The following is a 25,831-nucleotide window of genomic DNA, read 5'->3' as shown; positions in this document are numbered from 1 at the left end:
TGAGACATGATCTTGACCCGCAAACGCGCGGCGCAGGGCGCCTCCGCCCGCCTCGCTGACGGCCTTGCCAACCATGCCGGCACGTCTGCCGCGTCCGGCAGCCCTGGCCGCCTCTCCCAGCGGCTCGCGACCAGCCTGGCCGGCGCCATGCCGACCATGGACCGCCGCAGCTTCCTCAAGCGTTCAGGTATCGGCGTCGGCGTCGGCCTGGCAGCCTCGCAGCTGTCGCTGATCCGCAAGGCCGATGCGGCCGACGACAAGAAGGCGGCCGCCGACGGCAAGACCGGCATCGTCGTCAGGCGCACCGTGTGCGGCCACTGCTCGGTGGGCTGCGCCGTTGACGCCGTGGTGCAGAACGGCGTGTGGATCCGCCAGGAGCCGGTGTTCGATTCGCCCATCAACATGGGCGCGCACTGCGCCAAGGGCGCGGCGCTGCGCGAGCATGGCCACGGTGAATACCGGCTCAAGTACCCGATGAAGCTGGTCGACGGCAAATACCAGCGCATCAGCTGGGACAAGGCGCTGGACGAGATCACCGCGAAGATGAAGGAGATCCGCCAGCAGACCGGCCCGGACTCGATGTTCTTCGTCGGCTCGTCCAAGCACAGCAACGAGCAGGCCTACCTGATGCGCAAGTGGGTGTCGTTCTTCGGCACCAACAACACCGACCACCAGGCGCGCATCTGCCACTCCACCACCGTGGCGGGCGTGGCCAACACCTGGGGCTACGGTGCGATGACCAACTCGTATAACGATATGCAGAACTCGAAGGCAGCTCTGTATATCGGCTCCAACGCGGCCGAGGCGCACCCGGTGTCGATGCTGCACCTGCTGCACGCCAAGGAGAACGGCTGCAAGGTGATCGTGGTCGATCCGCGCTACACGCGCACCGCGGCCAAGGCGCACCACTACGTGCGCATCCGCTCGGGCACCGACATCGCGTTCCTGTTCGGCATGCTGTACCACATCTTCCAGAACGGCTGGGAAGACCAGAAGTACCTGCAGGCTCGCGTCTACGGCATGGACAAGGTCAAGGAAGAGGTGCTGGCCAAGTGGACCCCCGACAAGGTCGAGGAAGTCACCGGCGTGCCCGAGGCGCAGGTCCGCATGGTGGCCGAGATCATGGCCAAGAACCGCCCCAGCACGCTGGTCTGGTGCATGGGGCAGACCCAGCACACCATCGGCAACGCGATCGTGCGCGCCTCGTGCATCGTGCAGCTGGCGCTGGGCAATATCGGCGTGTCGGGTGGCGGCGCGAACATCTTCCGCGGCCACGATAACGTGCAGGGCGCCACCGACGTGGGCCCCAACCCCGACTCGCTGCCGGGCTACTACGGCCTGGCCACCGGCGCGTGGAAGCACTACGCCGCGGTCTGGGGCGTGGACTACGAATGGATCAAGAAGCAGTTCGTGTCGCAGACGATGATGGAGAAGTCCGGCACGACGGTGTCGCGCTGGATCGATATCGTCACCGAGAAGAACGAGCTGATCGACCAGGACAACAACGTGCGCGGCGTGTTCTTCTGGGGCCATGCCCCGAACTCGCAGACGCGCGGCCTGGAAATGAAAAAGGCGCTGGACAAGCTCGACCTGCTGGTGGTGGTCGACCCGTACCCGTCGGCCACCGCGGCCATGGCCAACATGCCGCCGGCCGAGGGCGACAAGGTCAACCCGAAGCGCGCCGTGTACCTGCTGCCGGCGTGCACGCAGTTCGAGACCTCGGGTACGTGCACCGCGTCCAACCGCTCGCTGCAATGGCGCGAGAAGGTGATCGAGCCGCTGTTCGAATCGATGCCCGACCAGACGCTGATGCAGGCGTTCGCCGACAAGCTCGGCTTCGGCAAGGAACTGTCGAAGAACTACAAGATGATCGAGGTCAAGCGCGCCGGCCGCACCTGGATGGAGCCGGAGCCGGAATCGATCCTGCGCGAGATCAACGCCAGCAACTGGACCATCGGCTACACCGGCCAGTCGCCGGAGCGGCTGAAGTCGCATATGCGCAATATGCAGATGTTCGACGTCAAGACGCTGCGCTGCAAGTCGGGCAAGGACCCCATCACTGGCTACGACCTGACCGGCGACTACTTCGGCCTGCCGTGGCCGTGCTATGGCACGCCGGAACTGAAACACCCGGGCTCGCCTAACCTCTACGACACCAGCAAGCACGTGATGGACGGCGGCGGCAACTTCCGCGCCAACTTCGGCGTGGAGCGCGACGGCATCAACCTGCTGGCCGAGGACGGCTCGTATTCGCAGGGCGCGGAGATCACCACCGGCTATCCGGAGTTCGACCACGTGCTGCTTAAGAAGCTGGGCTGGTGGGACGACCTCACCGACGCCGAGAAGGCCAAGGCCGAGGGCAAGAACTGGAAGACCGACCTGTCGGGCGGCATCCAGCGCGTGGTGCTGAAGAACCATGGCTGCCACCCGTTCGGCAATGCCAAGGCGCGCGCGGTGGTGTGGAACTTCCCCGACCCGATCCCGCAGCACCGCGAGCCGCTGTACTCCACGCGGCCCGACATGGTCGCCAAGTATCCGACCCACGACGACAAGATGGCGTTCTGGCGGCTGCCGACGCTGTACAAGTCGGTGCAGCAGCGCAATATCGAGAACAAGGTCTACGAGAAGTTCCCGATCATCCTGACCTCCGGGCGGCTGGTCGAGTACGAGGGCGGTGGCGAGGAAACCCGCTCCAACCCGTGGCTGGCCGAGCTGCAGCAGGAGAACTTCGTCGAGATCAACCCGCGCGCGGCGTCGGACCGTGGCATCCGCAACGGCGACTTCTGCTGGGTGAAGACGCCGACGGGGGCCAGGCTCAAGGTGCGTGCGCTGGTGACCGAGCGCGTCGGGCCCGATACCGCCTTCATCCCGTTCCACTTCTCGGGCTGGTGGCAGGGCAAGGACCTGAGGGACTACTACCCCGAGGGCGCGATGCCGGTGGTGCGGGGCGAAGCGGTCAACACCGCGACAACCTACGGCTATGACTCGGTGACGATGATGCAGGAAACCAAGACCACCGTTTGCCAGATCGAGCGGTTCGCCTAAGGGCAGGGGAACATCATGGCACGCATGAAATTTATCTGTGACGCCGAGCGCTGCATCGAGTGCAACAGCTGCGTCACCGCCTGCAAGAACGAGCACGAGGTGCCCTGGGGCGTGAACCGGCGCCGCGTGGTCACCATCAACGACGGCATGGTCGGCGCCGAGAAGTCGATCTCGGTGGCCTGCATGCACTGCTCCGACGCGCCCTGCATGGCGGTCTGCCCGGTCGACTGCTTCTACCGCACCGACGACGGCGTGGTGCTGCACGACAAGGATGTGTGCATCGGCTGCGGCTACTGCTCGTATGCCTGCCCCTTCGGCGCGCCGCAGTTCCCGTCGGCCGGCACCTTCGGCGTGCGCGGCAAGATGGACAAGTGCACCTTCTGCGCCGGTGGTCCGGAAAAGAACGGCAGCGAGGCCGAGTTCGAGAAGTACGGCCGCAACCGGCTGGCCGAAGGCAAGCTGCCGCTGTGCGCGGAGATGTGCTCGACCAAGGCGCTGCTGGGCGGCGACGGCGACGTGATTGCCGACATCCTGCGCAACCGCGTGACCAAGCGCGGTACCGGCGGCGACGTGTTCGGCTGGGGCACGGCCTACGGCGTCCCCAAGACCGCGCCCGGAGCGCCCGCTGCGCCAGCCGGGCCCACTGCGCCGGACGCCCCAGGTGCACGCACCGCACCCGCCAAACCGGGAGGACAGGCATCATGAACCGCGCCCGCGTGATTGCCCTGCTGTCGCTGTGCGGCGTGCTGCTGGCCGCCTGCGGCGAAAAGCCGCAGACCATCGGCCCGTCGCACCGCAAGGCCGACGCCCAGGCGTTCCAGGGCGCGCCCGACGATCCGTTCGTGGCCAAAGGCTGGACGGCCGGCGACAAGACCAGCTGGCATAACCAGATCCGCCAGCGCAACCAGTACCAGAACGAGTACAACCGGGTGCAATGAACGCGCCGCTGCGAATCCCGGGACGGCGAGTTCCGGGAATGCGGGCATATGTGCCCGCTGAGCTGAAGGAGGGCCTATGACGCCGTCTCACAATCGATGCCAGGCGCGTGCCGCGGACTGGCGTGGCTGGCTGGCCGCCGGCGCGCTCGCGCTGATGGCCGTGGCCGGCGGTGCCGCCGCGCAGGCGCCCACACCCGCACCCGGGCCGTCGACCGGTCCGGCGGCATCTTCGGCCAATGCCGACGCCAACAACCCGGCCACGCACCCGGCGCAGCCGCTGGCCGGCATTGCGTCGGAGAACATCTTCAACGTCCCGCGTCGCGACGTTGCCGCCGAGGCGCAGTCGCAGCAGCAACGCACCGTCACGCAGCCCGGCAATAACGCGCCGGTCTGGCGCGAGGTTAATTCCGACCAGCGCCACTACAGCAGCCTGCCCGACAAGGAAGCCGGCGTACTGATCCAGCGCACCGGGCAGAAGTGGCGCCTGTTCCGCAACGGCGTGATCACCGTCTGGGGCGGCTGGCTGCTGCTGGTGGTGCCGGTGGCCATCCTCGGCTTCTTCCTGTGGCGCGGCACCATCCCGCTGCGCACACCGCGCACCGGCCGCATGATCGAGCGCTTCACGCCGCTGGAACGCATCGTGCACTGGACCATGGCGATCTCGTTCGTGGTGCTGGCGGTGTCGGGCATCGTGATGCTGCTGGGCAAGCATTTCCTGCTGCCGCTGATGGGGCACATGCTGTTCGGCTGGCTGACCTACCTGCTGAAGAACCTGCACAACGTGGCGGGGCCCATCTTTACCCTGTCGGTGATCGTGGCCTTCGTCGTGTTCCTGCGTGACAACCTGCCCAGCCGCGACGACATGCGCTGGGTGACCAGCCTCGGCGGCCTGGCCTCCGGCAAGCATGTGCCGAGCGGGCGCTTCAATGCCGGCGAGAAGTTGTGGTTCTGGGTCGGTGTGTTTATCTTTGGCGTGGTGCTGTCGGCCTCGGGCTGGGTGCTCGACATGATCGTGCCGGGCATGGACTACTACCGCTCGACCATGCAGATCGCCAACGTGATCCACGGCATCTCGGCCGTGCTGATGATCGCGATGGCGTGCGGCCATATCTACATGGGCACCATCGGCATGGAAGGCGCCTACCGCGCCATGCGCGACGGCTGGGTGGACGAGGCCTGGGCCAAGGAGCACCACGAGCTCTGGTACGACGACATCAAGTCCGGCAAGATCCCGGCGCAGCGTTCGACCGGGCCGGATGCAGCGGCGGGGCGCCCCACGCGGCACAGCCCTGGCGAAGCCTGATGCCGGCGCCAACCAGATAACGCGGGAACAATCGACGATGACACGCATCCTGACGCTGATCGCCGTGGCCGCCGGCGCCACCTTCACCACCGGCGCGCTGGCCAGGTTGCCGGCGCCGACCGAAGCCCAGCAGGCCAAGGCGGCCGAGACCAGGGCGCGCGCCGCCTGGTCCGACAAGGTCGCCGCTTACCAGCTGTGCCTGGCACAGGACAAGACCGCCTCGCATTACTACGCCGAAAGCAAGGCCCACGGCAAGGAAACCCGGGCGCCGTCGCAGACCGCGGCATGTGCCGATCCGGGCCCGTTCGTAGCGCCGACGGCCGCCACGCCGGCGGCTCCGGCGCCTGCCGTGGCGGCCACCGCGGGCACCGCCAAACCGTCCACTCCCGGCGCGGTACAATCGTCCGCGAAGGCGCCGTAACCGCAGCCCCGATGCACGCCTGGACGGCGCGGGGCCCTCACCAGCAGTCCCCGATCCCTCCCGTCATGACCTTGCGTCCCGAACTTACCCAGGCAGCCGTTCCCCTGATCGAAGAGGTTGAAGTCGTCGACGAGCAGGGGCGCGTGCGCGCGGCCTTCCTGCCGGGAGAGCGGCCGCTGACGGTCTACCTCGACAAGCGCGAACTGGTCACGCTGATGACGCTGGGCGGCGCGCCCGAGCACCTGGTGCTGGGCTACCTGCGCAACCAGCGCCTGGTGGAATCGATCGAGGACATCGCCGCGGTGCAGGTCGACTGGGAAACCGAGTCGGCCGCGGTGACCACGCGCACTGGCGTGGACCGCATCGAGGAACGCACCGCGCACCGCGTGGTGACCACCGGCTGCGGGCAGGGCACAGTGTTCGGCTCGCTGCTGGACGAGGTGGACAGCATCCGCCTGCCGGTCGATACGATCCTCGACCAGGACACGCTGTACGGCATCATCGACACCATCCGGCTGCAGCAGTCGGTCTACAAGCAGGCCGGCTCGGTCCATGGCTGCGCGCTGTTCAAAGGGACCGAGTTGCTGATGTTCGTCGAGGACGTCGGCCGCCACAACGCGGTGGACGCCATTGCCGGGCGCATGTGGCTGGAAGACATGCGCGGCGACGACAAGATCTTCTACACCACCGGGCGGCTGACCTCCGAGATGGTGATCAAGGGCGCGCAGATGGGCATCCCGTTCCTGCTGTCGCGCTCGGGCGTGACGCAGATGGGCTACCAGATGGCCCGACGCGTCAACCTGACGCTGTTCGCGCGCTGCACCGGCAAGCATTTCCTGCTCTATACCGGGCGCGAGCGCTTCCGCCACCGGCTGCCTGAAGTTGCGGTGGCGTAAGCACCACTTTAGTACTTGCGGCAGTGCAACGGTGATGGGGCGGAATGGTTGTACAATGCGGCGCACTCCGAGCAAGTGTGTCTACCTCCCAACCCTATGAGCATCAAATCCGACAAGTGGATCCGCCGCATGGCGGAACAGCACGGCATGATCGAGCCGTTCGAGCCAGGCCAGGTCCGGGAGGCCGACGGGCGCAAGATCGTGTCCTATGGCACCTCGAGCTACGGCTACGACATCCGCTGCGCCGACGAATTCAAGATCTTCACCAATATCAACAGCACCATCGTTGACCCGAAGAACTTCGACGAGAAGTCGTTCGTCGACTTCAGGGGCGAGGTCTGCATCATCCCGCCGAACTCGTTCGCGCTGGCGCGCACGATGGAATACTTCCGCATCCCGCGCAGCGTGCTGACCATCTGCCTGGGCAAGAGCACGTACGCGCGCTGCGGCATCATCGTCAACGTGACGCCGTTCGAGCCGGAATGGGAAGGTTATGTGACGCTGGAGTTTTCCAACACCACGCCGCTGCCCGCCAAGATCTACGCCGGCGAGGGTTGCGCCCAGGTGCTGTTCTTCGAGAGCGACGAAGTCTGCGAGACCTCGTACCGCGACCGGGGCGGCAAGTACCAGGGTCAGCACGGTGTCACACTGCCGAAGACCTGAGCGCATTACAATGCCGGCGTTTGCCGGAACGGCTGGCCCCCTTCGATGTCGATTGTGGCCGCCATACCTGACGTCAGAGCCACATGTCGCCGCTGCGGGGAACCTCCCGCCGGCCATGTGGCTCAAGTCCTTTATGTCCTGCTTTCCATCAAGGATGCCCGATGAAATTTCGCTTCCCCGTCATCATCATTGACGAAGACTTTCGCTCCGAGAACATCTCCGGCTCGGGCATCCGCGCGCTGGCCGAGGCGATCGAGAAAGAGGGCATGGAGGTCATGGGCCTGACCAGCTACGGCGACCTGACGTCGTTTGCGCAGCAGTCCAGCCGCGCATCGACCTTTATCGTGTCGATCGACGACGACGAGTTCGTGCGCGACGGCGACCAGCCCGAAGCCGCCGCGATCGAGAAGCTGCGCGCCTTCGTCGCCGAAGTCCGCCGCCGCAACTCGGACCTGCCGATCTTCCTGTACGGCGAGACCCGCACCTCGCGCCATATCCCCAACGATATCCTGCGCGAGCTGCACGGCTTCATCCACATGTTCGAGGACACGCCGGAATTCGTGGCGCGCCACATCATCCGCGAAGCCAAGGTCTACCTCGACACGCTGGCGCCGCCGTTCTTCAAGGCGCTGATCGACTACGCGCAGGACAGCTCGTATTCGTGGCACTGCCCGGGCCACTCGGGCGGCGTGGCGTTCCTGAAGAGCCCGGTGGGCCAGGTGTTCCACCAGTTCTTCGGCGAGAACATGCTGCGCGCCGACGTCTGCAACGCGGTGGATGAACTGGGCCAGCTGCTGGACCACACCGGCCCGGTGGCGGCGTCCGAGCGCAACGCGGCGCGGATCTTCAATTCCGACCACATGTTCTTCGTCACCAACGGCACCTCGACGTCGAACAAGATGGTGTGGCATGCCAACGTGGCGCCGGGCGATATCGTGGTGGTGGACCGCAACTGCCACAAGTCGATCCTCCACGCGATCATGATGACGGGCGCGATTCCCGTCTTCCTGATGCCCACGCGCAACCACTACGGCATCATCGGCCCGATCCCGAAGAGCGAGTTCGATCCCGAGACCATCAGGCGCAAGATCGCCGCGCACCCGTTCGCCAGCAAGGCCAAGAACCAGAAGCCGCGCATCCTGACGATCACGCAGGGCACCTACGACGGCGTGCTGTACAACGCCGAGCAGATCAAGGAGATGCTGGCGGCCGAGATCGACACGCTGCACTTCGATGAAGCCTGGCTGCCACACGCGGCCTTCCACGACTTCTATCACAACATGCACGCGATCGGTAAGGACCGCCCGCGCAGCAAGGACGCGCTGGTGTTCGCCACGCAGTCCACGCACAAGCTGCTGGCCGGCCTGTCGCAGGCTTCGCAGATCCTCGTGCAGGATTCCGAGACGCGCAAGCTGGACCGCTATCGCTTCAACGAGGCGTACCTGATGCACACCTCGACCAGCCCGCAGTACTCGATCATCGCCTCGTGCGACGTGGCCGCGGCGATGATGGAAGCCCCTGGCGGCACCGCGCTGGTGGAGGAGAGCATCCAGGAGGCGATGGACTTCCGCCGCGCCATGCGCAAGGTCGAGGGCGATTATGACGACGGCAAGAACGGCGACTGGTGGTTCAAGGTGTGGGGCCCGGACGCGCTGATCGAAGACGGCATCGGCGATCGCGACGAGTGGATGCTCAAGGCCAACGAACGCTGGCACGGCTTCGGCGACCTGGCAGACGGCTTCAACCTGCTCGACCCGATCAAGGCCACCATCATCACCCCGGGCCTGGACGTGGACGGCGAGTTCAGCGAACGCGGCATCCCGGCGGCGATCGTCACCAAGTACCTGGCCGAGCACGGCATCATCATCGAGAAGACCGGGCTGTACTCGTTCTTCATCATGTTCACCATCGGCATCACCAAGGGCCGCTGGAACTCGCTGGTGACCGAGCTGCAGCAGTTCAAGGACGACTACGACCAGAACCAGCCGCTGTGGCGCGTGCTGCCGGAGTTCGTTGGCAAGTACCCGCAGTACGAGCGCATGGGCCTGCGGGACCTGTGCGATGCGATCCACAGCGTGTACAAGGCCAACGACGTGGCCCGCGTGACCACCGAGATGTACCTGTCGGACATGGAACCGGCGATGAAGCCGTCGGACGCGTGGGCGATGATGGCCCACCGCGAGATCGAGCGCGTGCCGGTGGACGAACTGGAAGGCCGCGTCACCGCCATCCTGCTCACGCCGTACCCGCCGGGCATTCCGCTGCTGATCCCGGGCGAGCGCTTCAACCGTACCATCGTGCAGTACCTGAAGTTCGCGCGCGAGTTCAACAAGCTGTTCCCGGGCTTCGAAACCGATATCCACGGGTTGGTCGAGGACGAGGTCGACGGCAAGAAGGCGTACTTTGTCGACTGCGTAAAGCAGGGCGCCTGAAGCTCGGTAGGAAACGCCAGTATGAAGAGCCCCCGCGCAATGCGGGGCGTTTCTTCGTCCGGCCGGCCTTATGTATGAGTTGGGCCAAGGGGTGAGTTCTGCGGAAATGCAGATGAGAACCCGCATGCGACGGCTGCCTTCTGGCAGCCGTTGGTTTTTCTGCCTTCAAGATTCCAGAAAAGGAAGAGGTTTCAGAGAAAATGTCGTTTTCCAGCGAAGTAAAGCCAGTCCAAAGAGGAATTTGTCGTGCAGGAGCGAAGTAGTTGACAGTTTTGTCGCGCAGCAGCGAAAACCAGCTTGAGGGTCTCATGGGCGACAACCCTGGCGGGCGCCTCACAAGAGACATGGGTGTGAGGCGGTAGCTAGGACCATCGATTTTGGAACTCCTAGACAAAGCTTCGTCTTGGACTACCCCGCTCGCGCTTGCGCAGTTCGCTGATGACATTGGTGTCAATCAAATACACGCGCCGCCTTTCCGGAGTCTTCCGTCCGCTCGAAATCCGGCGTCTTCGCCCACATCCGGAATGCAGGTGAGGACCTCCGCGAACGTCTTGCGGCTGGTGGTGCGCAGCGCCTGCGCGAGGATCTCGCGATGTTCGGCCTCGGCACTGCGGCCGTGCGCGGCCGCCTGCTCGCGCAACCTTTGGACCAGGGATTCATCAATGCCACGGACGAGTAGTGTTGCCATTCTTCGCTCTTCAGCATCGGATGGCGGAATGACGGCATTGATGTCACCTCGGCGCTCAAGCCCAGGAAGCTTGCCGTGAACCCGCTTGGCGCCAGGGATGATTGTTGTCGTGGCTTGCATGTCGAATGCACTCGCGTTGAACCGGGATATCCCAAGTCTGGTCCGTCACCGACGGAGGGGCGATGAGGCAATTCGCAAACGGCGGGAAGACAGTCGCGCAGACGCTAGGCGTTGCGCCCTTCAAATACCACCCGCAGTCCGGTCGGCGTCATCGTGAAGCCAAATGACTCGTCGACCGGCCCCGACCCCGGCGCATGGCTGAGCGTGAATTGCCGGCAGACCATCGATAGCGCGGCCTTGATTTCCAGCAGCGCCAGGCTGCGCCCCGGGCACAGGCGCGGGCCTGAGCCAAAGGGCACGAAGCCGCTGCGGTGATGGGCGGCGGCAGAGTCCTCCAGCCAGCGCTCCGGACGGAACTCGCGGGCCGCGGCGAAACTGCTCTCCCTGAGCGCGCCGGGCCGGGTCAGCAGCATCATGAAGGTGCCCCGCGGCAGCCGGTATCCGCCGATCTCGACGTCTTCGTTGGGTTCGACAAAGAAGAGCGGCGCGACCGGCTTGACGCGCAGCGATTCCTGCGCCACCGCGTCGATGTAGGCGAGCCGCGCGGCATCCCCGATGTCCCCCAGGACGTCGCCCTCGCCCAGCACCGTATCTGCCTCCTGCTGCATCTTGCGCTGGACCTCGGGATGGAGGCACATGAAATGCATCATCCAGGCGATGGTGTTGGCCGTCGTGTCTTCGCCCGCCAGCAGCATGGTGAAGATATTGGCGTACAGCTCGTCATCGCTGAGCGGGGCTTCGCCAGCGGCCTGCGCGGCGATCATGGCTTCCAGGAAATTGCTGGGATGCGCGGCGAGTGCCGGGGATTGCGCCAGCCGCTGGCGTGCCGCCGCGATGAACTCGCCGATCGCCTCGCGCACGGCTGCCACGGCCCGGTCGTATGCGCGGTCGGCCGGCAGGCGGAAATAGTGCCAGTATGGAAAGGGCGCGTTCACCCGCCGGTCGATCATCGGCAGGATCCGCACCAGATGTTGCTGAATGTCGCCGCCCTCGCGCTCCAGCGTGTTCATGTCGTAGCCGAAGGCAAGGTTGGTGGTGACATCGACCGTGTATCGCATCAGGTCGTGCTGTACGTCGACCGGCCGTTTTCTGGCGGCCGCCTTTTCCCAACGCTGCTTCAGCCTCAGGGTGACGATGGCCAGGGTGGGAAAGAAGTCGCGCAGATGGCGTGCGTCGAGTGCCTGCGCAACCGGGCGGCGCTGCCTGCGCCAGTCCGCACCTTCCGCGGAGAATACGCCCACGGAGCCAATTTCGCGGGATAGCGCCTCGATGGCTCTCGCGCGGCGAAAGGTTTCCGGCCGGTCATGGAGGATGCGGTCGATCCATTCGCCATGCGCGACCACCACGACCGGACGTCGCATCAGGTTGATGCGGTAGATCGGGCCGTACGTTTCGCACCAACGTTCGAGATCGACATGCATCTGCGCCTTGTGCAGTTGCAGCACGTTGCCCAGCCAGGGCAGTCCCCTGGGGCCTGGCAGCTGCGACAGCGAGCGTGCCGGGGCGCCGGTCGCTGCCCGCGGCTCGTGGCGGCCACTGTCAGCCGATTCGCGCTTCCACGCGAGAACCTCGGCACGATCCAGCAACACTTCTGCGCTTGCCACCGAGGCCGTGAAGCGCCGCAGGCAGACCTCAGGCTGGTCGACTTTCACGCCCGAGGCACAGTCGAAGCGCCAGCCGTGCCCGCGGCAGGTCAGGATGCCGGCTTCGAGCGTACCCTCCGCCAGCAGCGTGCCCCGATGCGGACAGCGGCCCTGGTAGGCAGAGACCGCGCCGCGGTGGCGCACCAGTACGATTTCGACGCCCTCGGCCTGAACCGGCAGCAGACAGCCCTCCTTGAGGGAGGCCGCGGACGCCACGCGCACCCTGTCGCCGGCGCTCACTGCTTCATGCTGTCCGCCCATGTTCGCCCCCTCGTCGGCACGACAGTTCGGCTTTCCCGATGTCATCGCTTGCCTGAAGGATCATCCTTGGGGTCCAGGTAGTTGATATCAAGCGGGCCCATGCCGTGGATCTGGACGACGGTCGGCACCTTGGAGAAGGCAAAGTGGTGCGCCTTGCCCGGCAGGTAGTGGAAGCCACCTGCCTTCAGCGCGTGCGCCTGGGAGGCGTCCATCTTGTCTCCGCCGCCCAGGTAGAGCGCTCCCGAGATGACGGTCAGGTACTCAGATTGCGTGTGCCAGTGGGGCGGCACCTTGTACCCGCCTGGTGTCTTGAGCCGGATCACGAACGGGCCTTCCTTGCCGGGATCGCCATAGAGCACGGCAAGCTTGGCACCCTTGGGCAGTGACGCGGGCGCGTCGCCCCATTTCATGGCGGCGGGATTGACCATTTCCATGCCGGCCGTGGTGGGCTCTTCGGCGCCAGCCGGCGGGGATGCGGCGAGCGGGGTAAGCAGGACTGCGGCTGTGAGCGCAAGCCGCGGCGCAGATTGCAGGATGTGCGTGTTCATCGTCTTCTCCTTCTTGTCTCAGCGCCTCTTGTCAGGGGCGCCTTGCAATCATCGTAGTGAGGCGCGCGCGGCTTACAAGCATGCAATGGCTCGATGAAGGCAGCGTTGGTGTCCCGTACCGAATTCGCCCCAGACCCTGGCGGAAAGTCACGGTTGCGCCATTCCGGCCAGGCGCGCACCAATGAAAAAGCCCCGCATCGCTGCGGGGCTCGTGTTGCATCCAATATCGATGGGTGCAGCTCAGTTCTTCTTCTCGAACTCGAACTGCGGCGCGGCCGGCTCGCTCGGCTCGGCAGCGCCAGGCAGTTCCAGCGTACCGGGCGCGGAGGCCTCACCCGGCCCCGGCCGTGTGGCTGGCTTCTCCGGCTCGCCGCCGAGCGGGATGCTCACCTCCGCCGAACCGCTGTGCTTGAGCGCACCCTTGTCCAGCAGCCCCGTCACCATGCCGGGCAGGAACATCACCATGACCACCATCACCATCTGCAGACCCACCCAGGGCAGGGCGCCCCAGTAGATGTCCGAGCTCTTCACTTCCTTCGGCGCAATGCCGCGCAGGTAGAACAGGGCAAAGCCGAACGGCGGATGCATGAACGAGGTCTGCATGTTCACGCACAGCATCACGCCAAACCACACCAGCGCCGCCGTAGCCGCGGCTTCCGGGTTGCCGCCCATCGAGTCGGCCACCACCGGCGCCAGCACCTTGACCGCCACCGGCGCCAGCATCGGGACCACGATGAAGGCGATCTCGAAGAAGTCGAGGAAGAAGGCCAGGAAGAAAATGAACAGGTTCACCACAATCAGGAAGCCGATCCAGCCGCCCGGCAGCGAGGTGAACAGGTGTTCCACCCACGCACCGCCGTCGACGCCCTGGAACACCACCGAGAAGCAGGTGGAGCCGATCAGGATGAACACCACCATCGCGGTGAGGCGTGCGGTGGACTGGTAGGCATCGACGATCAGCAGGCGCAACTCGGTCATCTGGCCGGCGCGCACCAGCAGCCAGAGGATGACCAGGTACACCACCGCCAGCGGGATACGGAACACGTGCGAGCCGAAGGCGAAGATGCCGACGGCCGCGGCCACCAGTGCGGCGGCGATGCCGACGCGATAGACCTGGCGGTCGATGCGGCTGAAGGCCTTGTCGCGGATCACGGCCAGCACCAGCGCGCCGACTGCGCCCATGGCGCCGGATTCGGTCGGCGTGGCAATGCCCATCATGATCGTCCCCAGCACCAGGAAGATCAGCACCGCGCACGGGATGATGCCGCGCAGACATTTGCGCCACAGCGCCCAGCCGCGCAGCGTGCGCGCCTCCGGCGGCACCGGCGGCAGCCAGTCGGGCTTGAAGCGGGCCAGCATGAAGGTATAGAGCGCGAACAGCGCGATCTGCACCACCGACGGGCCCCACGCACCCAGGTACATGCTGCCCACGTCGGCGCTGCCCAGCGGGGTCTTGAGCTGGTCGGCCAGCACCACCAGCACCAGCGACGGCGGCACCAGCTGCGTGATGGTGCCCGATGCGGCCAGCACGCCGGTGGCGTACTTCATGTTGTAGCGGTAGCGCATCATCACCGGCAGCGAGATCATCGCCATCGCGATCACCTGTGCCGCCACCGTGCCGGTAATCGCGCCCAGGATGAAGCCGACGATGATCACCGAATAGCCCAGGCCGCCGCGCACCGGGCCAAACAGCTGGCCCATGGAGTCCAGCATGTCCTCGGCCAGCCCGCACTTCTCCAGGATGGCGCCCATGAAGGTGAAGAACGGGATCGCCAGCAGCAGCTCGTTGGCCAGCACGCTGCCGAACACGCGGCTCGGCACGGCCTGCAGGAAGCTGAGCGGGAAGTAACCCCATTCGATCGCCAGGAAGCCGAAGGCCAGGCCCACCGCCGACAGCGAGAATGCGACCGGGAAGCCGATCAGCATGAATACCACCAGGCCGCCGAACATCAGCGGCGGCATATATTCCAACGGAATCATTGAACCGGCCTCTCGTACTTGGATTCGATGCGCACCAGGCCCTTGAGGGCGGCGAAGCGCTTGATCAGCTCGGACACGCCCTGCAGCGTCAGCAGGGCGAAGCCGATGGGCACCACCAGCTTGATCGGGTAACGCGGCAGGCCGCCGGAATTGCCCGATTGCTCGAGGATGCGCCACGAGGGCAGGAACAAGGAATCCCACGACAGCCAGGTGAACAGCAGGCACGAGGGCAGCAGGAACACGACGATCCCGAAGATGTCGATCCAGTGCTGCGCGCGTTCCGAGACGTTGCCGTAGATCAGGTCTACGCGCACGTGCTCATTGCGCTGGAAGGTGTAGGAGGTGCCGAACATCACGGCGATGGCAAACATGTACCACTGCAGTTCGAGTGGCCAGTTATCGCTCAAGTTGAAGCCATAGCGCAGAAGGGCGTTGCCTGCGCTGATCAGGCACGACAGCAGGATCATGATGTTTGCAAGCCTGCCCGTGTGCTGATTCAACCTGTCGATCTGTCGTGACAGACCAAGCAAGTAATACATGGGTTGTCTCCCCGGTTTTTGCGGCGCTTAGTTTATCTGTAACAAAATTTGGCGGCGCTAGGGGCTACTACCTACAGGGATCGACGAGATTGCGCCAAAGTGGGGAACATCCAAGAAAAAAGCCACCGGGCTCGCGCCGCGGTGGCTTTTTCTTGCGCAAACTTACGCGAAACTTACAGCGCTGTCCGGGATTACAGGGCTGCGCGCGCGGCCGCGATGGCAGCGCGCACCTGGTCCGGCGCGGTGCCGCCGATATGATTGCGCGCGGCGACCGAGCCTTCCAGGGTCAGCACGGTGTGCACGTCGTCGCCGATCAGCGCGGCCTTGTCACCCAGGCCGGAGACCTCGCGCAGCTCGGCCACGGTCAGGTCGGCCAGGTCGCACTGGCGGCTGTCGCAGGCGCGCACCGCGTGGGCCACGGCCTCGTGGGCGTCGCGGAAGGGCAGGCCCTTCTTGACCAAGTAGTCGGCCAGGTCGGTGGCGGTGGCGTAGCCCTGCAGCGCAGCGGCGCGCATGGCTTCCGGCTTGACGGTGATGCCCGGCACCATGTCGGCAAAGATGCGCAGCGTGTCGACCACGGTATCGACCGTATCGAATAGCGGCTCCTTGTCTTCCTGGTTGTCCTTGTTGTATGCCAGCGGCTGGCCCTTCATCAGCGTCAGCAGGCCGATCAGGTGGCCGTTGACGCGTCCGGTCTTGCCGCGCGCCAGCTCGGGCACGTCCGGGTTCTTCTTCTGCGGCATGATCGAGCTGCCGGTGCAGAAGCGGTCGGCGATGTCGATAAAGCCCACGCGCGGGCTCATCCACAGCACCAGCTCTTCCGAGAAGCGCGACACGTGCGTCATCACCAGCGCGGCGGCGGCACAGAATTCGATGGCGAAATCGCGGTCCGACACGGCGTCGAGCGAGTTGCGGCACACGCCGTCAAAGCCCAGCTGCTGCGCCACAAACTCGCGGTCGATCGGGTAGCTGGTGCCGGCCAGCGCGGCGGCGCCCAGCGGCAGGCGGTTGACGCGCTTGCGGCAGTCGGCCATGCGCTCGGCGTCGCGCGTGAACATTTCCACGTAGGCCAGCAGGTGGTGGCCGAAGGTGACCGGCTGCGCCACCTGCAGGTGGGTGAAGCCCGGCAGGATGGTGTCGGCGTTCTGGTCGGCCAGGTCCAGCAGCGCGCCACGCAGCGCGCCCAGCAGCGCGATGATGTTGTCGATCTCGCTGCGCAGCCACAGGCGGATGTCGGTGGCGACCTGGTCGTTGCGCGAGCGGCCGGTGTGCAGGCGCTTGCCGGCATCGCCCACCAGCGCGGTCAGGCGTGCCTCGATATTCAGGTGGACGTCTTCCAGGTCCAGCTTCCATTTAAAGCCGCCGGCCTCGATCTCGCCACGGATCTGCGTCATGCCGCGCTCGATCTCGGCGCGGTCGGCCTCGGCGATGATGCCCTGCTTTGCCAGCATGGCCGCGTGGGCCAGCGAGCCCTGGATGTCGAACAGGGCCAGGCGCTTGTCGAAGAACACCGAGGCGGTGTAGCGCTTCACCAGGTCGGACATCGGTTCGGAGAAGCGGGCGGACCAGGCTTCGCCTTTCTTGGCAAGTTGGGAGGTGGACATGGACGTCAGCGGCAGTGGCTCGCGGCAGGCGGGCGCCGTGGGGACGGCGGCGGGCGCGAGAAATTGGAGAATTTGGGAAAAGGGCGATTATATCGCCGGCCGGCCGGCTGGCGGCGCTGGCCGGCACGACGGCGCCGTTCGTCAGAGCCGGCTGTGGATCACAGGTCCCTTGAACACCACCGGGCCGCTCGGCCCGTCGGCATTGGGCGAGCCGCCGGGCGGCTCGATGCTGACCGCCAGCGCGGGCACGGCCTCGGGCAGATGCGCCAGCGCCAGCCGCACTTCCGGCGCCCGCCCGATCACGCCGAGCGACCTTGGCTTGCCGCCGGCCGGCAGCGCCCAAAGCTGCAGCACCTGCCGCTCGCTGAGTTCCATGTGATCCAGGCGCCTCACGATCAGGCTACGCGCGCCGGCATCCCAGGACACCAGCATGGCCGGCTGGGCGCGGTCGTCGTTCAGCACGGCGACCACCTCGGCCGGCGCCGCTTCGCCCTGCTGCGCCAGCCGCACGCCAATGCCGATGGCCAGTACCGCCACCAGGGCCATCGCCGCCGCCGCGCCACGCCAGAAGACCGGGGTCGACCACAGGCGCTGCCACCAGCCGCCGGCGGGGTCGGCAGGGCGGAGGGGGCGCGCGGGCTGGGCGTGAGCCTCAGCGGGCTTCCAGCCAAGCCGCTCCTCGATGCCGCACCAGACCTTGTCGACCGGCTCGGCGGCCGCCTGCAATTCGGCCACGCCCGAGAGCCTGGCCTGCCAGCGGTGGATTGCCGCGCGCACCGCGGGATCTTCGCGCGCCAACTGTTCCAGGCGCCGGCGCGCGCCGCCGCGCAGCACGCCCAGCGCGTACTGGGCGGCGACGCGGTCGAGCAGTTCGGGATGGGCGGCCAGCTTCATGTTGCCGCCTCCATGCAGCTGCGCAGCCGCTCCAGGCCGCGGCGCACCCATGATTTGACCGTGCCCAGCGGCACGCGCAGCCGCGCGGCCAGCTCGGCGTGGCTCAGGTCCTGCAGGTAGGCCAGCACGATGGCCTGTCGCTGCGACTGCTCGAGCCGCTGCAGGCAGCGGTTCAGCGCGCGTGCCTGCTGGCTGGCGTCGGCCAGCTCGGCCGGGCCGGCGGCGTCGTCGGCAAGCCATTCGCCCAGGTCTTCCTCCAGCTCAACCGTCTGCGACACGCGCGCGGCCGCGGCGCGGCGCAGGCAGTCCAGCGCCCGGTTACGCACGATCGTGGTCATCCACGTCATCGGCGCGGCGAGGTGCGGCCGGTAGTCGCCGGCGTGGTGCCAGATGCTGACAAAGCTCTCCTGCACGACATCCTCCGCCCAATCGCGCCTGCCAGTAATACGCAGCGCGAGGCCAAACAGTTTCGTTGCGGTGAGGTCATAGATGCCGCGCAGTGCCTGGCGGTCGCCCAGGGCCACGGATTGCAGCAATGCCGCGAGCCGGTCGGGATCGGCCGGCATGGCATAGGACGGCTGGGTAGAAGGGGGCACCGGGACGGGTCCTCGCAGGGGCTCTGCGGGATTATAGGTAGCTATGCATCCAAACGCGCGGCGCGTGCGTAGAAGTGACAGGCGCAAGCCAGGCACCCCGGACCGGGGCGCCACGTCTTCATCCCTCACAGGAGATCATCATGGACCGCATGTCACAGATGCCCGCGCGCGAGCCTGAAACCATCGTCACGCTGCCGGATGCCCGCCGGCGCGGGCTGCTCAAGGCGCCGGGCTTGTTCGCGCTCGGCTCGCTGGCCGTCATCACCCTTGGTGAGTCCATGCCCGCCTGGGCGCAGACGCAATCAGGCAGCACCAAAGACGACATCAATATCCTGAATACCGCGCTGGGGCTGGAATACCAGGCGATCGCCGCCTACCAGGTCGGCGCGGAAAGCGGGCTGCTGCAAAAGCCAGTGCTGGATACCGCCGTGAAATTCCAGGGCCATCACAAGGCCCATGCGCAGGTGCTGGCAGGCACGGTATCGAAACTGGGTGGTTCGCCGGTGATGGCGAAGAAGCCGTCGGAATATTCTTTCCCGACCGACCAGCTCAAGACGCAGGCCGATGTGCTGCGCTTTGCCGCCGGGCTGGAGAAGGGCGCCACCGCGGCCTACCTGGGCGTGCTGCCAAACTTCTACAACCGTGAGCTGACGCGGGCCGCCGGCAGCATCCTTGGTGACGAGGCCATGCACTGGGCCGTGCTGCTGCATGCGCTGGGTGAGGACCCGGTGCCGGGCGCGTTTGTGGGGTGAGAAGGCGCAAGCCTGCCGCCGGTTTGCTCCCCTCTCCCGCTTGCGGGAGAGGGGCAGGGGGTGAGGGCAGGCGTTGGCAGTACTGCAGGGGTCGAAGTTCCGGCAGAGCCGGGCCCGGCGCAGGGGAGGCCGTCGCCCGTTGCAGGCGCCAGCCCTCACCCCCAACCCCTCTCCCACTGGCCCGGGAGAGGGGAGAGACCCGGCCGCAGTGCGCGCCGATCAGCCCGTATTGCGCAACCCGGCCGCCACCCCGTTGATGGTCAGGTGGATACCCCGCCGTACCCGGATGTCATCCCCATCCTTGCCCGAGCGGTAGCGCTTCAGCAACTCCACCTGCAAGTGATTCAGCGGATCAAGATAAGCAAAGCGGTTCTTGATCGAGCGCGCCAGCAGCGGGTTGTCCGCCAGCCGTTCCTGGTGGCCGGTGATCAGCGCCAGCATTTCGCAGGTGAGGTGCCATTCCTTGCTGATGCGGTTGAACACATTGCGGCGCAGCGCCGCGTCGTCGCACAGCTGCGCGTAGCGCGAGGCCACCGCCAGGTCGGTCTTGGCCAGCACCATGTCCATATTGGACAGCAGCGTCGAGAAGAACGGCCAGGTCTTGACCATGCGGCGCAGCGTGGTGACGGCCGACTTGCGTGCCTTCTCGTCCGGCGCGGTGTCCAGCAGCGCCTTGACCGCGCTGCCGAAGCCGTACCAGCCCGGCAGCAGCAGCCGGCACTGGCCCCACGAGAAGCCCCACGGGATCGCGCGCAGGTCTTCGATGCGGCGGTGCTTCTTGTCCATCAGCTTGCGCGAGGCCGGGCGCGAACCCAGGTTCAGGTCGGCAATCTCGGTGATCGGCGTGGTGGCGAAGAAGTAGTCCTTGAAGCCCGGGGTCTCGTACACCAGGTCGCGGTAGGACGTAAAAGCGCGGTCCGACAGCTGCTGCATCACCGCCTCGAAGATGTCGAGGTCCTTGGGCGCGTTCTGCTGCGGCAGCAGCGACGCTTCCAGCGTGGCCGCGACCACCGTCTCCAGGTTGCGCCGGCCGATCTCGGCGTTGGCGAACTTGCTGTTGATGATCTCGCCCTGCTCGGTCAGGCGGATCTGGCCGTTCACGGTGCCCGGCGGCTGCGACAGGATGGCCTGGTAAGTCGGGCCGCCGCCGCGGCCGACGGTGCCGCCGCGGCCGTGGAACAGGCGCAGCTTGACCTTGCGCTGCTCAAAGAGCTGCACCAGCGCCAGTTCGGCCTTGTACAGCTCCCAGGTCGAGGTCAGGAAGCCGCCGTCCTTGTTCGAGTCCGAGTAGCCGAGCATCACTTCCTGCTCGACGCCATGGTGCGCGATCACCGATTCGAAGCCCGGCAGGTCCAGCAGCGACTGCATGATGCCGGCGGCATTGCGCAAGTCTTCGATGGTCTCGAACAGCGGGATCACCATCAGTTCCATGCGTGCCGGGTCGGTCTTGCTGCCCAGCGTGCCCTGCAGCATGCCGGATTCCTTCTGCAGCAGCATCACTTCGACCAGGTCCGACAGCGTCTCGGTGTGCGAGATGATGTAGTTGCGTGCGATGCGCTTGCCGTAGCGGCCACGCAGCTCGCGTGCGGCGGCGAAGATCGCCAGCTCCTTGCGGGTCTGCTCCGAGTACTCGTGCCAGGGCAGCGTCAGCAGGCGCGGCTGGCGCAGTTCGGCCAGCAGCAGTTCCAGCTTGCGTTGCTCGGGCAGCTTGGCGTAGTCGGCGGCGATGCCGGAGGCGGCGAACAGCTCGGCGATGACCGCCTCGTGCACGTCCGACACCTGGCGCATGTCCACCGAAGCCAGGTGGAAGCCGAACACGGCGATCGCGCGCGCCAGCGCGTCGATGCGGTTGCTGGCCAACGCCTGGCCGTGGTGGGCGCGCAGCGAATCGATCACTACCTGCACGTCGGCGGCAAAGGACTCGGCGCTGTCATACGGCTCGGCAGGCGCCACCGGGCGGCGCGGCGCGGCGTGGCCGGTCAGCGCTCTGCAGGTCGCGGCCAGGCGCGCGTAGATGCCGATCAGCGCGCGGCGGTAGGGTTCGTCGGCGCGGTGCTCGGAATGGTCGGGCGAGCGCTCGGCCAGCGCCAGCAGCTCGGGGCTGGCGTCGACCATCAGCATGGACATCGACAGCTCGGCGCCGAGCGCATGCACTTCGTCCAGGTACCAGTCCAGGATCAGCTGGGCCTGCTGGCTGGCGGCATGCTCGAGCGTCTGGGCGGTGACGTTGGGATTGCCGTCACGGTCGCCGCCGATCCACGAGCCCATCTGCATGAAGGGCGCGAGCGGCGTCGACGCGGCGCCTGCGGGCGTGCCCTTGCGCTTGCGCATGGCCGGGAACACCGCGGCGATGTCTTCTTCCAGCTCGCTCATCAGCTGCGGGATGCCGCGCAGGAAGGTGGTGCGGTAGTACGACAGCGCGTTCTCGATCTCGTCGGCCACCGTCAGGCGCGCGTCGCGCAGCATGCGGGTCTGCCACAGCGTGGTGACCTTGGCGCGCAGCTGCGCGGTGTTGTGCTCGCGCTCGCGCGCCGTCATCGGCAGGTCGCGCTCGGCCAGCAGGCGGGCGATCTCGCGCTCGGCGTCGAGAATACTCTTGCGCTGGACTTCGGTCGGGTGCGCGGTCAGCACCGGCACGATCAGCGCCTCGTCCAGGAACTTGCGCAGCTGCTTGCCGGTCACGCCGGCGGCGTCGATGGCCTCCAGCGCGTGCGGCAGGCTGCCCGCCTGCGGCGGCGAGCCGGCCAGCGCGTGTACGCGGCGGCGGCGGTTGTGGTGCTGGTCCTCGGCGATATTGGCCAGGTGCGAGAAATAGCTGAACGCGCGCACCACCTGGTTGGTCTGGTCCCGCGACAGGCGCTTGAGCAGGCGGTCCAGCTCGGCGCCGGCGGCGCGGTCGTTCTCGCGGCGGAAGCGCACCGCGGTCTGGCGGATGGTCTCGACCACCTCGAAGGCGGCGTCGCCTTCCTGCTCGCGCAGGCAGTCGCCCAGCAGGCGGCCCAGGAAGCGGATGTCCTCGCGCAGCGGCAGGTCCTTGTCGGCAGTGCGGCGCGCGGGCGCGGCGAGGGTGGTTCCGTTGCTCGACACGATCGAAAGCTGTGGCTGGGTAGCGCGCTTGGCGCCTTTGCCAGGAGCCGAACGGGGGGATTTGGGGGGGGATGCGCCTTCTGCGCCACTATGGCCGGAGGCCGTGACTGGGGTCTGGTCTTTGGCGGCCGAACCGGTCCGCCGGCCACCGGGGCGCGCAGCATGCTGCGTCATGCAATCTCCTCGTATGCTTATCTCTAATGGGGCGGAGGGGCTATTGGGTCGCGTGCTACCATTGACAGATGCAAGCACCCGTCGTTTTGTCTGCCACCTCTTCCTCTACCGCTGTCGTGTCTCGCAATCTTCCGCAAACGCTCGTCATCGCCTCCCGAGAGAGCCGCCTGGCCATGTGGCAGGCCGAACATGTGCGTGCTGCGTTGCAACAATACTATCCCGCGTGCGACGTGTCCATTCTTGGCATGACCACGCGCGGAGACCAGATTCTAGACCGTACGCTGTCCAAAGTCGGCGGCAAGGGTCTGTTTGTCAAAGAACTGGAATTCGCGATGGACGAAGGCCGGGCGGACCTGGCGGTGCATTCGCTCAAGGATGTGCCGATGGAGTTGCCCGCCGGCTTCGCCCTGACCGCGGTGATGGAGCGCGAGGACCCGCGCGACGCGCTGGTGTCTTCTACCTACGCCTCGCTGGACGAGATGCCGGCCGGCACCGTGGTCGGTACCTCCAGCCTGCGCCGTGAGGCGGCGCTGCGCAGCCGCTACCCGCACCTGGTGATCAAGCCGCTGCGCGGCAACCTCGATACCCGGCTCGGCAAGCTCGACCGCGGCGAGTACGGCGCCATCATCCTGGCTGCCGCCGGGCTCAAGCGCCTGGGTCTGGGCGAGCGCATCCGCGCGCTGATCCCGATCGAGGCGTCGCTGCCTGCCGCGGGGCAGGGCGCGCTCGGCATCGAGATCCTGGCCAAGCGCCCCGAACTGGCCGAATGGCTAGCGCCGCTGAACCACCAGCCGACCCTGCTGGCGGTGACCGCCGAGCGCGCCGTGTCGCGCATGCTGGGCGGTTCGTGCCAGGTGCCGCTGGCCGCCCACGCCCGCTGGGACGGCGACCAGCTGAAGCTGGACGCCTTTGTGGCGCTGCCCGACGGCACCCGCGCCATCCGCGCTTCGGCCACCGGACCCGCCGCGGACGCGGCCGCTGCCGAAGCGCTCGGCCAGGCGTGCGCGCGCGAACTGGTCGCGCAGGGGGCCGAGGCCATCCTCGCGGCGCTTGCCGATCCCGCCGGCTCCCAAGCTCCTGCCTGAGGCCCGCCCGATGCCCCGCCCGACCGTCGTTGTGACACGACCCGCCGGGCAGTCCCGGCAACTGACCGAGGCGCTGCAGGCCGCGGGTCTCGACGTACTCAGCTTTCCCTTACTGGCAATCGGCCCCGCCGCCGACAACGTGCCGCTGCGCGCGGCGCTGGCGCGGCTGCCCGAGTTTGCGCTGGTGGTCTTCGTCAGCCCCAACGCGATTGCCTATGCGCTCGATGCGCTGGCGGCCGTGCACGGCCTGCAGGGCAGCAGCGTGGCCCAATGGCCGGCGCAGGTGCCCGTGGCCGTGGTCGGTCCGGCCAGCGTGGCCGCACTGGCCGACCGCGGGATCGCGCCGCCAGCCTTCCACGTGATCGCGCCGGCCGGCGCTGCCACCAACGGCAACGGCACCGACGAGGGCAGCCACGATGCCGACGCGCCGCGTTTCGATTCCGAAGCCCTGTGGGCGCGGCTCGAACCCGCCGCGCTGGCCGGCAAGCCAGTGCTGATCATTCGCGGCAACGGCGGGCGCGACTGGCTCGGCGACCGGCTGCGTGAAGCCGGTGCACGGGTCGAGGCGGTCGAGGCCTACCGCCGCACGCTGCCCGAGCCCACCGCGATGCAATGGCAGGCCGTGCGCGAGAGCCTGCGCCCCGGCGCGCCACCCTACGCCTGGCTGCTGACCAGCTCCGAAGCGGTGCGCAACCTCGATGCGCTGGCGCGGCAACACCTGTCTGCGGAGGAAGCCGCCGACCTGCGGCAGGTGCAGTGCATCGCGCCGCATGCGAGAATCGCCGAACAGGCGCAGGCGCTGGGTTTTACCCATATCCTGCGTGCCGCGCCCGGCGATGCCGGCCTGCTGGCGGCGTGCCTGCAGTGGGCCGATGCCCATGCCGGCCCGGCACCGGCCGGCACGCCAGCCGAGGCCGGGCCGGCCCCAGCCGATGCCGGCGCGCCACCGCTACCCGTGCCGGCCGCCACCCCGGCACCAGCGGCAGTACCTACAGCAGTCCCTGCAACGTCAACGAAGGTCGAACGCGTGACGCAAGAAACCACGTCCTCCTCCGCTACGCCGCCGCCTACCGCGGCCTCCGCGCCCGCACCGGGCCCAGGCAATTCCGCCGTCAACGGTGCTCCCGGTTCCGCCGCGCGCCGTCCCGCCGCGCTGTGGGCGCTGGTCGCCATACTGGTGGTGGCCACCGCCGGCGGCTTCTGGTGGCTGCAGCAGCGCGTGGACCACCTGACCGGGGAGCTGGCCCGCCGCCAGCAGAGCAACGATGCGCTGGTGCAGGAGTCGCGCGTGCTGACGCGCAACGCGCAGGACACCGTCAAGGAACTGCAGGCCAAGGTCGGCGCGCTGGAAAGCCAGGTCGGCGAGACCCGCGACAAGCAGGTGGCACTGGAGCAGGTCTACCAGGACCTGATGCGCAACCGCGATGACTGGGAAATCGCCGAGATCCAGCAGCTGCTGACCAATGCCGGCCAGCAGCTGCAACTGACCGGCAACGTGCAGGTCGCGCTGGCCGCGCTGCAAAGCGCCGACACCCGCCTGGCGCGCACCGACAAGCCGCAATACAACCTGCTGCGCCGCGCGATCGGGCGCGATATCGCGCGCATGAAGGCCGTGCCCGACACCGACCTGACCGGCGCCGCGATCAAGCTGGACGAGGCCATCAACCAGGTCGACGTGCTGCCGCTGCTGTCCAGCGAGCGCATGCTCGAGCGCAGCGAAGCCGACGCCCGCAAGGGCGCCGCGCGCAACGGTGCAGGCGGAGCCAGCGCGCCGGCCGCCAACGGCAATGGCGCCACCGGCGGCTGGTTCACGCGCCTGTGGGACTACCTGCGCGAAGAACTTGCGCAGGTAATCCGCATCCGCAAGGTCGACGACGCCGAAGCGCTGCTGCTTTCCGGCGACCAGGGCTGGTTCCTGCGCGAGAACGTCAAGCTGCGCCTGCTCAATGCGCGCCTGGCGCTGCTGTCGCGCAACGAGCCGGTGTTCCGCAACGACCTGGCGGCGGCGCAGGCCATGATCAGCCGCTATTTCGACACCAAGTCGCGCCGCGTGCAGGGCGTGCTGACCCTGCTCAAGCAGGCGCAGGCGGGCGCGGTCACGGTGCAGCTGCCGACCATGTCCGAAAGCCTGGGCGCGCTGCAGGCCCTGAAGAAGGAGTAAG

General features: G+C 67.0%; 19 protein-coding genes and 1 pseudogene. 11 read left to right on the top strand and 9 right to left on the bottom strand.

Features of this window, described 5'->3' with window-relative positions; all coding sequences use genetic code 11:
* Positions 1–6 precede the first annotated feature (6 nt).
* The 8 genes from K307_RS42250 (at position 7) to K307_RS42215 (ending at position 9,698) form a co-directional block, all read left to right on the top strand.
* Positions 7–3,045 carry a molybdopterin-dependent oxidoreductase gene (locus K307_RS42250; protein WP_042886977.1) on the top strand — a complete coding sequence of 1,013 codons (3,039 nt, stop codon included), beginning with the start codon at positions 7–9 and terminating at the stop codon, positions 3,043–3,045.
* A gap of 15 nt (positions 3,046–3,060) precedes the next feature.
* Positions 3,061–3,750 carry a formate dehydrogenase FDH3 subunit beta gene (fdh3B, locus tag K307_RS42245; protein ID WP_042886976.1) on the top strand — a complete coding sequence of 230 codons (690 nt, stop codon included), beginning with the start codon at positions 3,061–3,063 and terminating at the stop codon, positions 3,748–3,750.
* The gene (locus K307_RS42240) at positions 3,747–3,983 is read left to right on the top strand and encodes a hypothetical protein (protein WP_042886974.1); all 237 of its coding nucleotides are present in this window, start codon (positions 3,747–3,749) and stop codon (positions 3,981–3,983) included. The genes fdh3B and K307_RS42240 overlap by 4 nt, the downstream gene beginning before the upstream one ends.
* 76 nt (positions 3,984–4,059) lie before the next feature.
* The gene (locus K307_RS42235) at positions 4,060–5,286 is read left to right on the top strand and encodes a formate dehydrogenase subunit gamma (protein ID WP_042886973.1); all 1,227 of its coding nucleotides are present in this window, start codon (positions 4,060–4,062) and stop codon (positions 5,284–5,286) included.
* Positions 5,287–5,323: 37 nt separating this feature from the next.
* The gene (locus tag K307_RS42230; RefSeq protein WP_042888111.1) at positions 5,324–5,707 is read left to right on the top strand and encodes a hypothetical protein; all 384 of its coding nucleotides are present in this window, start codon (positions 5,324–5,326) and stop codon (positions 5,705–5,707) included.
* A gap of 65 nt (positions 5,708–5,772) precedes the next feature.
* On the top strand, positions 5,773–6,603 hold the full coding sequence (locus K307_RS42225; RefSeq protein ID WP_042886972.1) for a formate dehydrogenase accessory sulfurtransferase FdhD: 831 nt from the start codon (positions 5,773–5,775) through the stop codon (positions 6,601–6,603).
* A gap of 96 nt (positions 6,604–6,699) precedes the next feature.
* Positions 6,700–7,266, top strand: a complete 567-nt coding sequence (gene dcd / locus K307_RS42220) for a dCTP deaminase (protein WP_042886971.1) — start codon at positions 6,700–6,702, stop codon at positions 7,264–7,266.
* A gap of 161 nt (positions 7,267–7,427) precedes the next feature.
* Complete coding sequence (locus K307_RS42215) at positions 7,428–9,698, top strand: arginine/lysine/ornithine decarboxylase (protein WP_042886970.1); 2,271 nt, start codon at positions 7,428–7,430, stop codon at positions 9,696–9,698.
* A gap of 450 nt (positions 9,699–10,148) precedes the next feature.
* Here the strand turns inward: K307_RS42215 and K307_RS42210 are convergent.
* The 8 genes and pseudogenes from K307_RS42210 to K307_RS42175 form a co-directional block, all read right to left on the bottom strand.
* Positions 10,149–10,386 (bottom strand): annotated as a pseudogene (locus K307_RS42210) (FitA-like ribbon-helix-helix domain-containing protein).
* A 224-nt stretch (positions 10,387–10,610) separates the two neighbouring features.
* Positions 10,611–12,410 (bottom strand): cytochrome P450, encoded by a 1,800-nt coding sequence (locus tag K307_RS42205; protein WP_042886969.1) that lies wholly within the window; start codon positions 12,408–12,410, stop codon positions 10,611–10,613.
* Positions 12,411–12,451: 41 nt separating this feature from the next.
* The gene (locus K307_RS42200) at positions 12,452–12,958 is read right to left on the bottom strand and encodes a cupin domain-containing protein (RefSeq protein WP_042886968.1); all 507 of its coding nucleotides are present in this window, start codon (positions 12,956–12,958) and stop codon (positions 12,452–12,454) included.
* A 240-nt stretch (positions 12,959–13,198) separates the two neighbouring features.
* A complete protein-coding gene (locus K307_RS42195; RefSeq protein WP_042886967.1) occupies positions 13,199–14,938 on the bottom strand; it encodes a TRAP transporter large permease in 1,740 nt (579 codons plus the stop codon).
* Positions 14,935–15,477: a TRAP transporter small permease subunit gene (locus K307_RS42190; protein ID WP_042886966.1), complete on the bottom strand. Its 543-nt coding sequence runs from the start codon at positions 15,475–15,477 to the stop codon at positions 14,935–14,937. Before K307_RS42190 ends, K307_RS42195 begins: the two co-directional genes overlap by 4 nt.
* A 191-nt stretch (positions 15,478–15,668) precedes the next feature.
* Complete coding sequence (argH, locus tag K307_RS42185; protein WP_042886965.1) at positions 15,669–17,081, bottom strand: argininosuccinate lyase; 1,413 nt, start codon at positions 17,079–17,081, stop codon at positions 15,669–15,671.
* Between the two features lie 141 nt (positions 17,082–17,222).
* Positions 17,223–17,975 (bottom strand): anti-sigma factor, encoded by a 753-nt coding sequence (locus tag K307_RS42180; protein ID WP_042886964.1) that lies wholly within the window; start codon positions 17,973–17,975, stop codon positions 17,223–17,225.
* Positions 17,972–18,571, bottom strand: a complete 600-nt coding sequence (locus K307_RS42175) for an RNA polymerase sigma factor (RefSeq protein ID WP_042886963.1) — start codon at positions 18,569–18,571, stop codon at positions 17,972–17,974. Before K307_RS42175 ends, K307_RS42180 begins: the two co-directional genes overlap by 4 nt.
* A 140-nt stretch (positions 18,572–18,711) precedes the next feature.
* On the opposite strand from K307_RS42175, the gene K307_RS42170 reads away from it, so the two are divergent.
* Entirely contained in the window at positions 18,712–19,323 is a 612-nt protein-coding gene (locus K307_RS42170) for a ferritin-like domain-containing protein (RefSeq protein ID WP_042886961.1), read from the top strand.
* 219 nt (positions 19,324–19,542) lie between these two features.
* On the opposite strand, the gene ppc is transcribed toward K307_RS42170, so the two are convergent.
* A complete protein-coding gene (gene ppc / locus K307_RS42165; protein ID WP_042886960.1) occupies positions 19,543–22,584 on the bottom strand; it encodes a phosphoenolpyruvate carboxylase in 3,042 nt (1,013 codons plus the stop codon).
* Positions 22,585–22,652: 68 nt separating this feature from the next.
* Here ppc and hemC point away from each other — a divergent pair, with 68 nt between their 5' ends.
* Positions 22,653–23,669 carry a hydroxymethylbilane synthase gene (gene hemC / locus K307_RS42160; protein WP_080745408.1) on the top strand — a complete coding sequence of 339 codons (1,017 nt, stop codon included), beginning with the start codon at positions 22,653–22,655 and terminating at the stop codon, positions 23,667–23,669.
* A 10-nt stretch (positions 23,670–23,679) separates the two neighbouring features.
* Complete coding sequence (gene hemDX / locus K307_RS42155; RefSeq protein ID WP_042886958.1) at positions 23,680–25,830, top strand: fused uroporphyrinogen-III synthase HemD/membrane protein HemX; 2,151 nt, start codon at positions 23,680–23,682, stop codon at positions 25,828–25,830.
* The last annotated feature ends 1 nt before the right edge of the window (position 25,831 follow it).

It is taken from the genome of Cupriavidus necator A5-1 (assembly GCF_000744095.1).
Classification (GTDB): Bacteria; Pseudomonadota; Gammaproteobacteria; order Burkholderiales; family Burkholderiaceae; genus Cupriavidus; species Cupriavidus necator_A.
This window is presented reverse-complemented; position numbering and strand designations above follow the sequence as displayed.

What these genes read in the sequence shown, in the direction of transcription:
- K307_RS42250 (WP_042886977.1), top strand. Translation starts at nt 7, where the DNA reads ATGATCTTGACCCGCAAACGCGCGGCGCAGGGCGCCTCCGCCCGCCTC.
- fdh3B (WP_042886976.1), top strand. Translation starts at nt 3,061, where the DNA reads ATGGCACGCATGAAATTTATCTGTGACGCCGAGCGCTGCATCGAGTGC.
- K307_RS42240 (WP_042886974.1), top strand. Translation starts at nt 3,747, where the DNA reads ATGAACCGCGCCCGCGTGATTGCCCTGCTGTCGCTGTGCGGCGTGCTG.
- K307_RS42235 (WP_042886973.1), top strand. Translation starts at nt 4,060, where the DNA reads ATGACGCCGTCTCACAATCGATGCCAGGCGCGTGCCGCGGACTGGCGT.
- K307_RS42230 (WP_042888111.1), top strand. Translation starts at nt 5,324, where the DNA reads ATGACACGCATCCTGACGCTGATCGCCGTGGCCGCCGGCGCCACCTTC.
- K307_RS42225 (WP_042886972.1), top strand. Translation starts at nt 5,773, where the DNA reads ATGACCTTGCGTCCCGAACTTACCCAGGCAGCCGTTCCCCTGATCGAA.
- dcd (WP_042886971.1), top strand. Translation starts at nt 6,700, where the DNA reads ATGAGCATCAAATCCGACAAGTGGATCCGCCGCATGGCGGAACAGCAC.
- K307_RS42215 (WP_042886970.1), top strand. Translation starts at nt 7,428, where the DNA reads ATGAAATTTCGCTTCCCCGTCATCATCATTGACGAAGACTTTCGCTCC.
- K307_RS42205 (WP_042886969.1), bottom strand. Translation starts at nt 12,410, where the DNA reads ATGGGCGGACAGCATGAAGCAGTGAGCGCCGGCGACAGGGTGCGCGTG.
- K307_RS42200 (WP_042886968.1), bottom strand. Translation starts at nt 12,958, where the DNA reads ATGAACACGCACATCCTGCAATCTGCGCCGCGGCTTGCGCTCACAGCC.
- K307_RS42195 (WP_042886967.1), bottom strand. Translation starts at nt 14,938, where the DNA reads ATGATTCCGTTGGAATATATGCCGCCGCTGATGTTCGGCGGCCTGGTG.
- K307_RS42190 (WP_042886966.1), bottom strand. Translation starts at nt 15,477, where the DNA reads ATGTATTACTTGCTTGGTCTGTCACGACAGATCGACAGGTTGAATCAG.
- argH (WP_042886965.1), bottom strand. Translation starts at nt 17,081, where the DNA reads ATGTCCACCTCCCAACTTGCCAAGAAAGGCGAAGCCTGGTCCGCCCGC.
- K307_RS42180 (WP_042886964.1), bottom strand. Translation starts at nt 17,975, where the DNA reads ATGAAGCTGGCCGCCCATCCCGAACTGCTCGACCGCGTCGCCGCCCAG.
- K307_RS42170 (WP_042886961.1), top strand. Translation starts at nt 18,712, where the DNA reads ATGGACCGCATGTCACAGATGCCCGCGCGCGAGCCTGAAACCATCGTC.
- ppc (WP_042886960.1), bottom strand. Translation starts at nt 22,584, where the DNA reads ATGACGCAGCATGCTGCGCGCCCCGGTGGCCGGCGGACCGGTTCGGCC.
- hemC (WP_080745408.1), top strand. Translation starts at nt 22,653, where the DNA reads ATGCAAGCACCCGTCGTTTTGTCTGCCACCTCTTCCTCTACCGCTGTC.
- hemDX (WP_042886958.1), top strand. Translation starts at nt 23,680, where the DNA reads ATGCCCCGCCCGACCGTCGTTGTGACACGACCCGCCGGGCAGTCCCGG.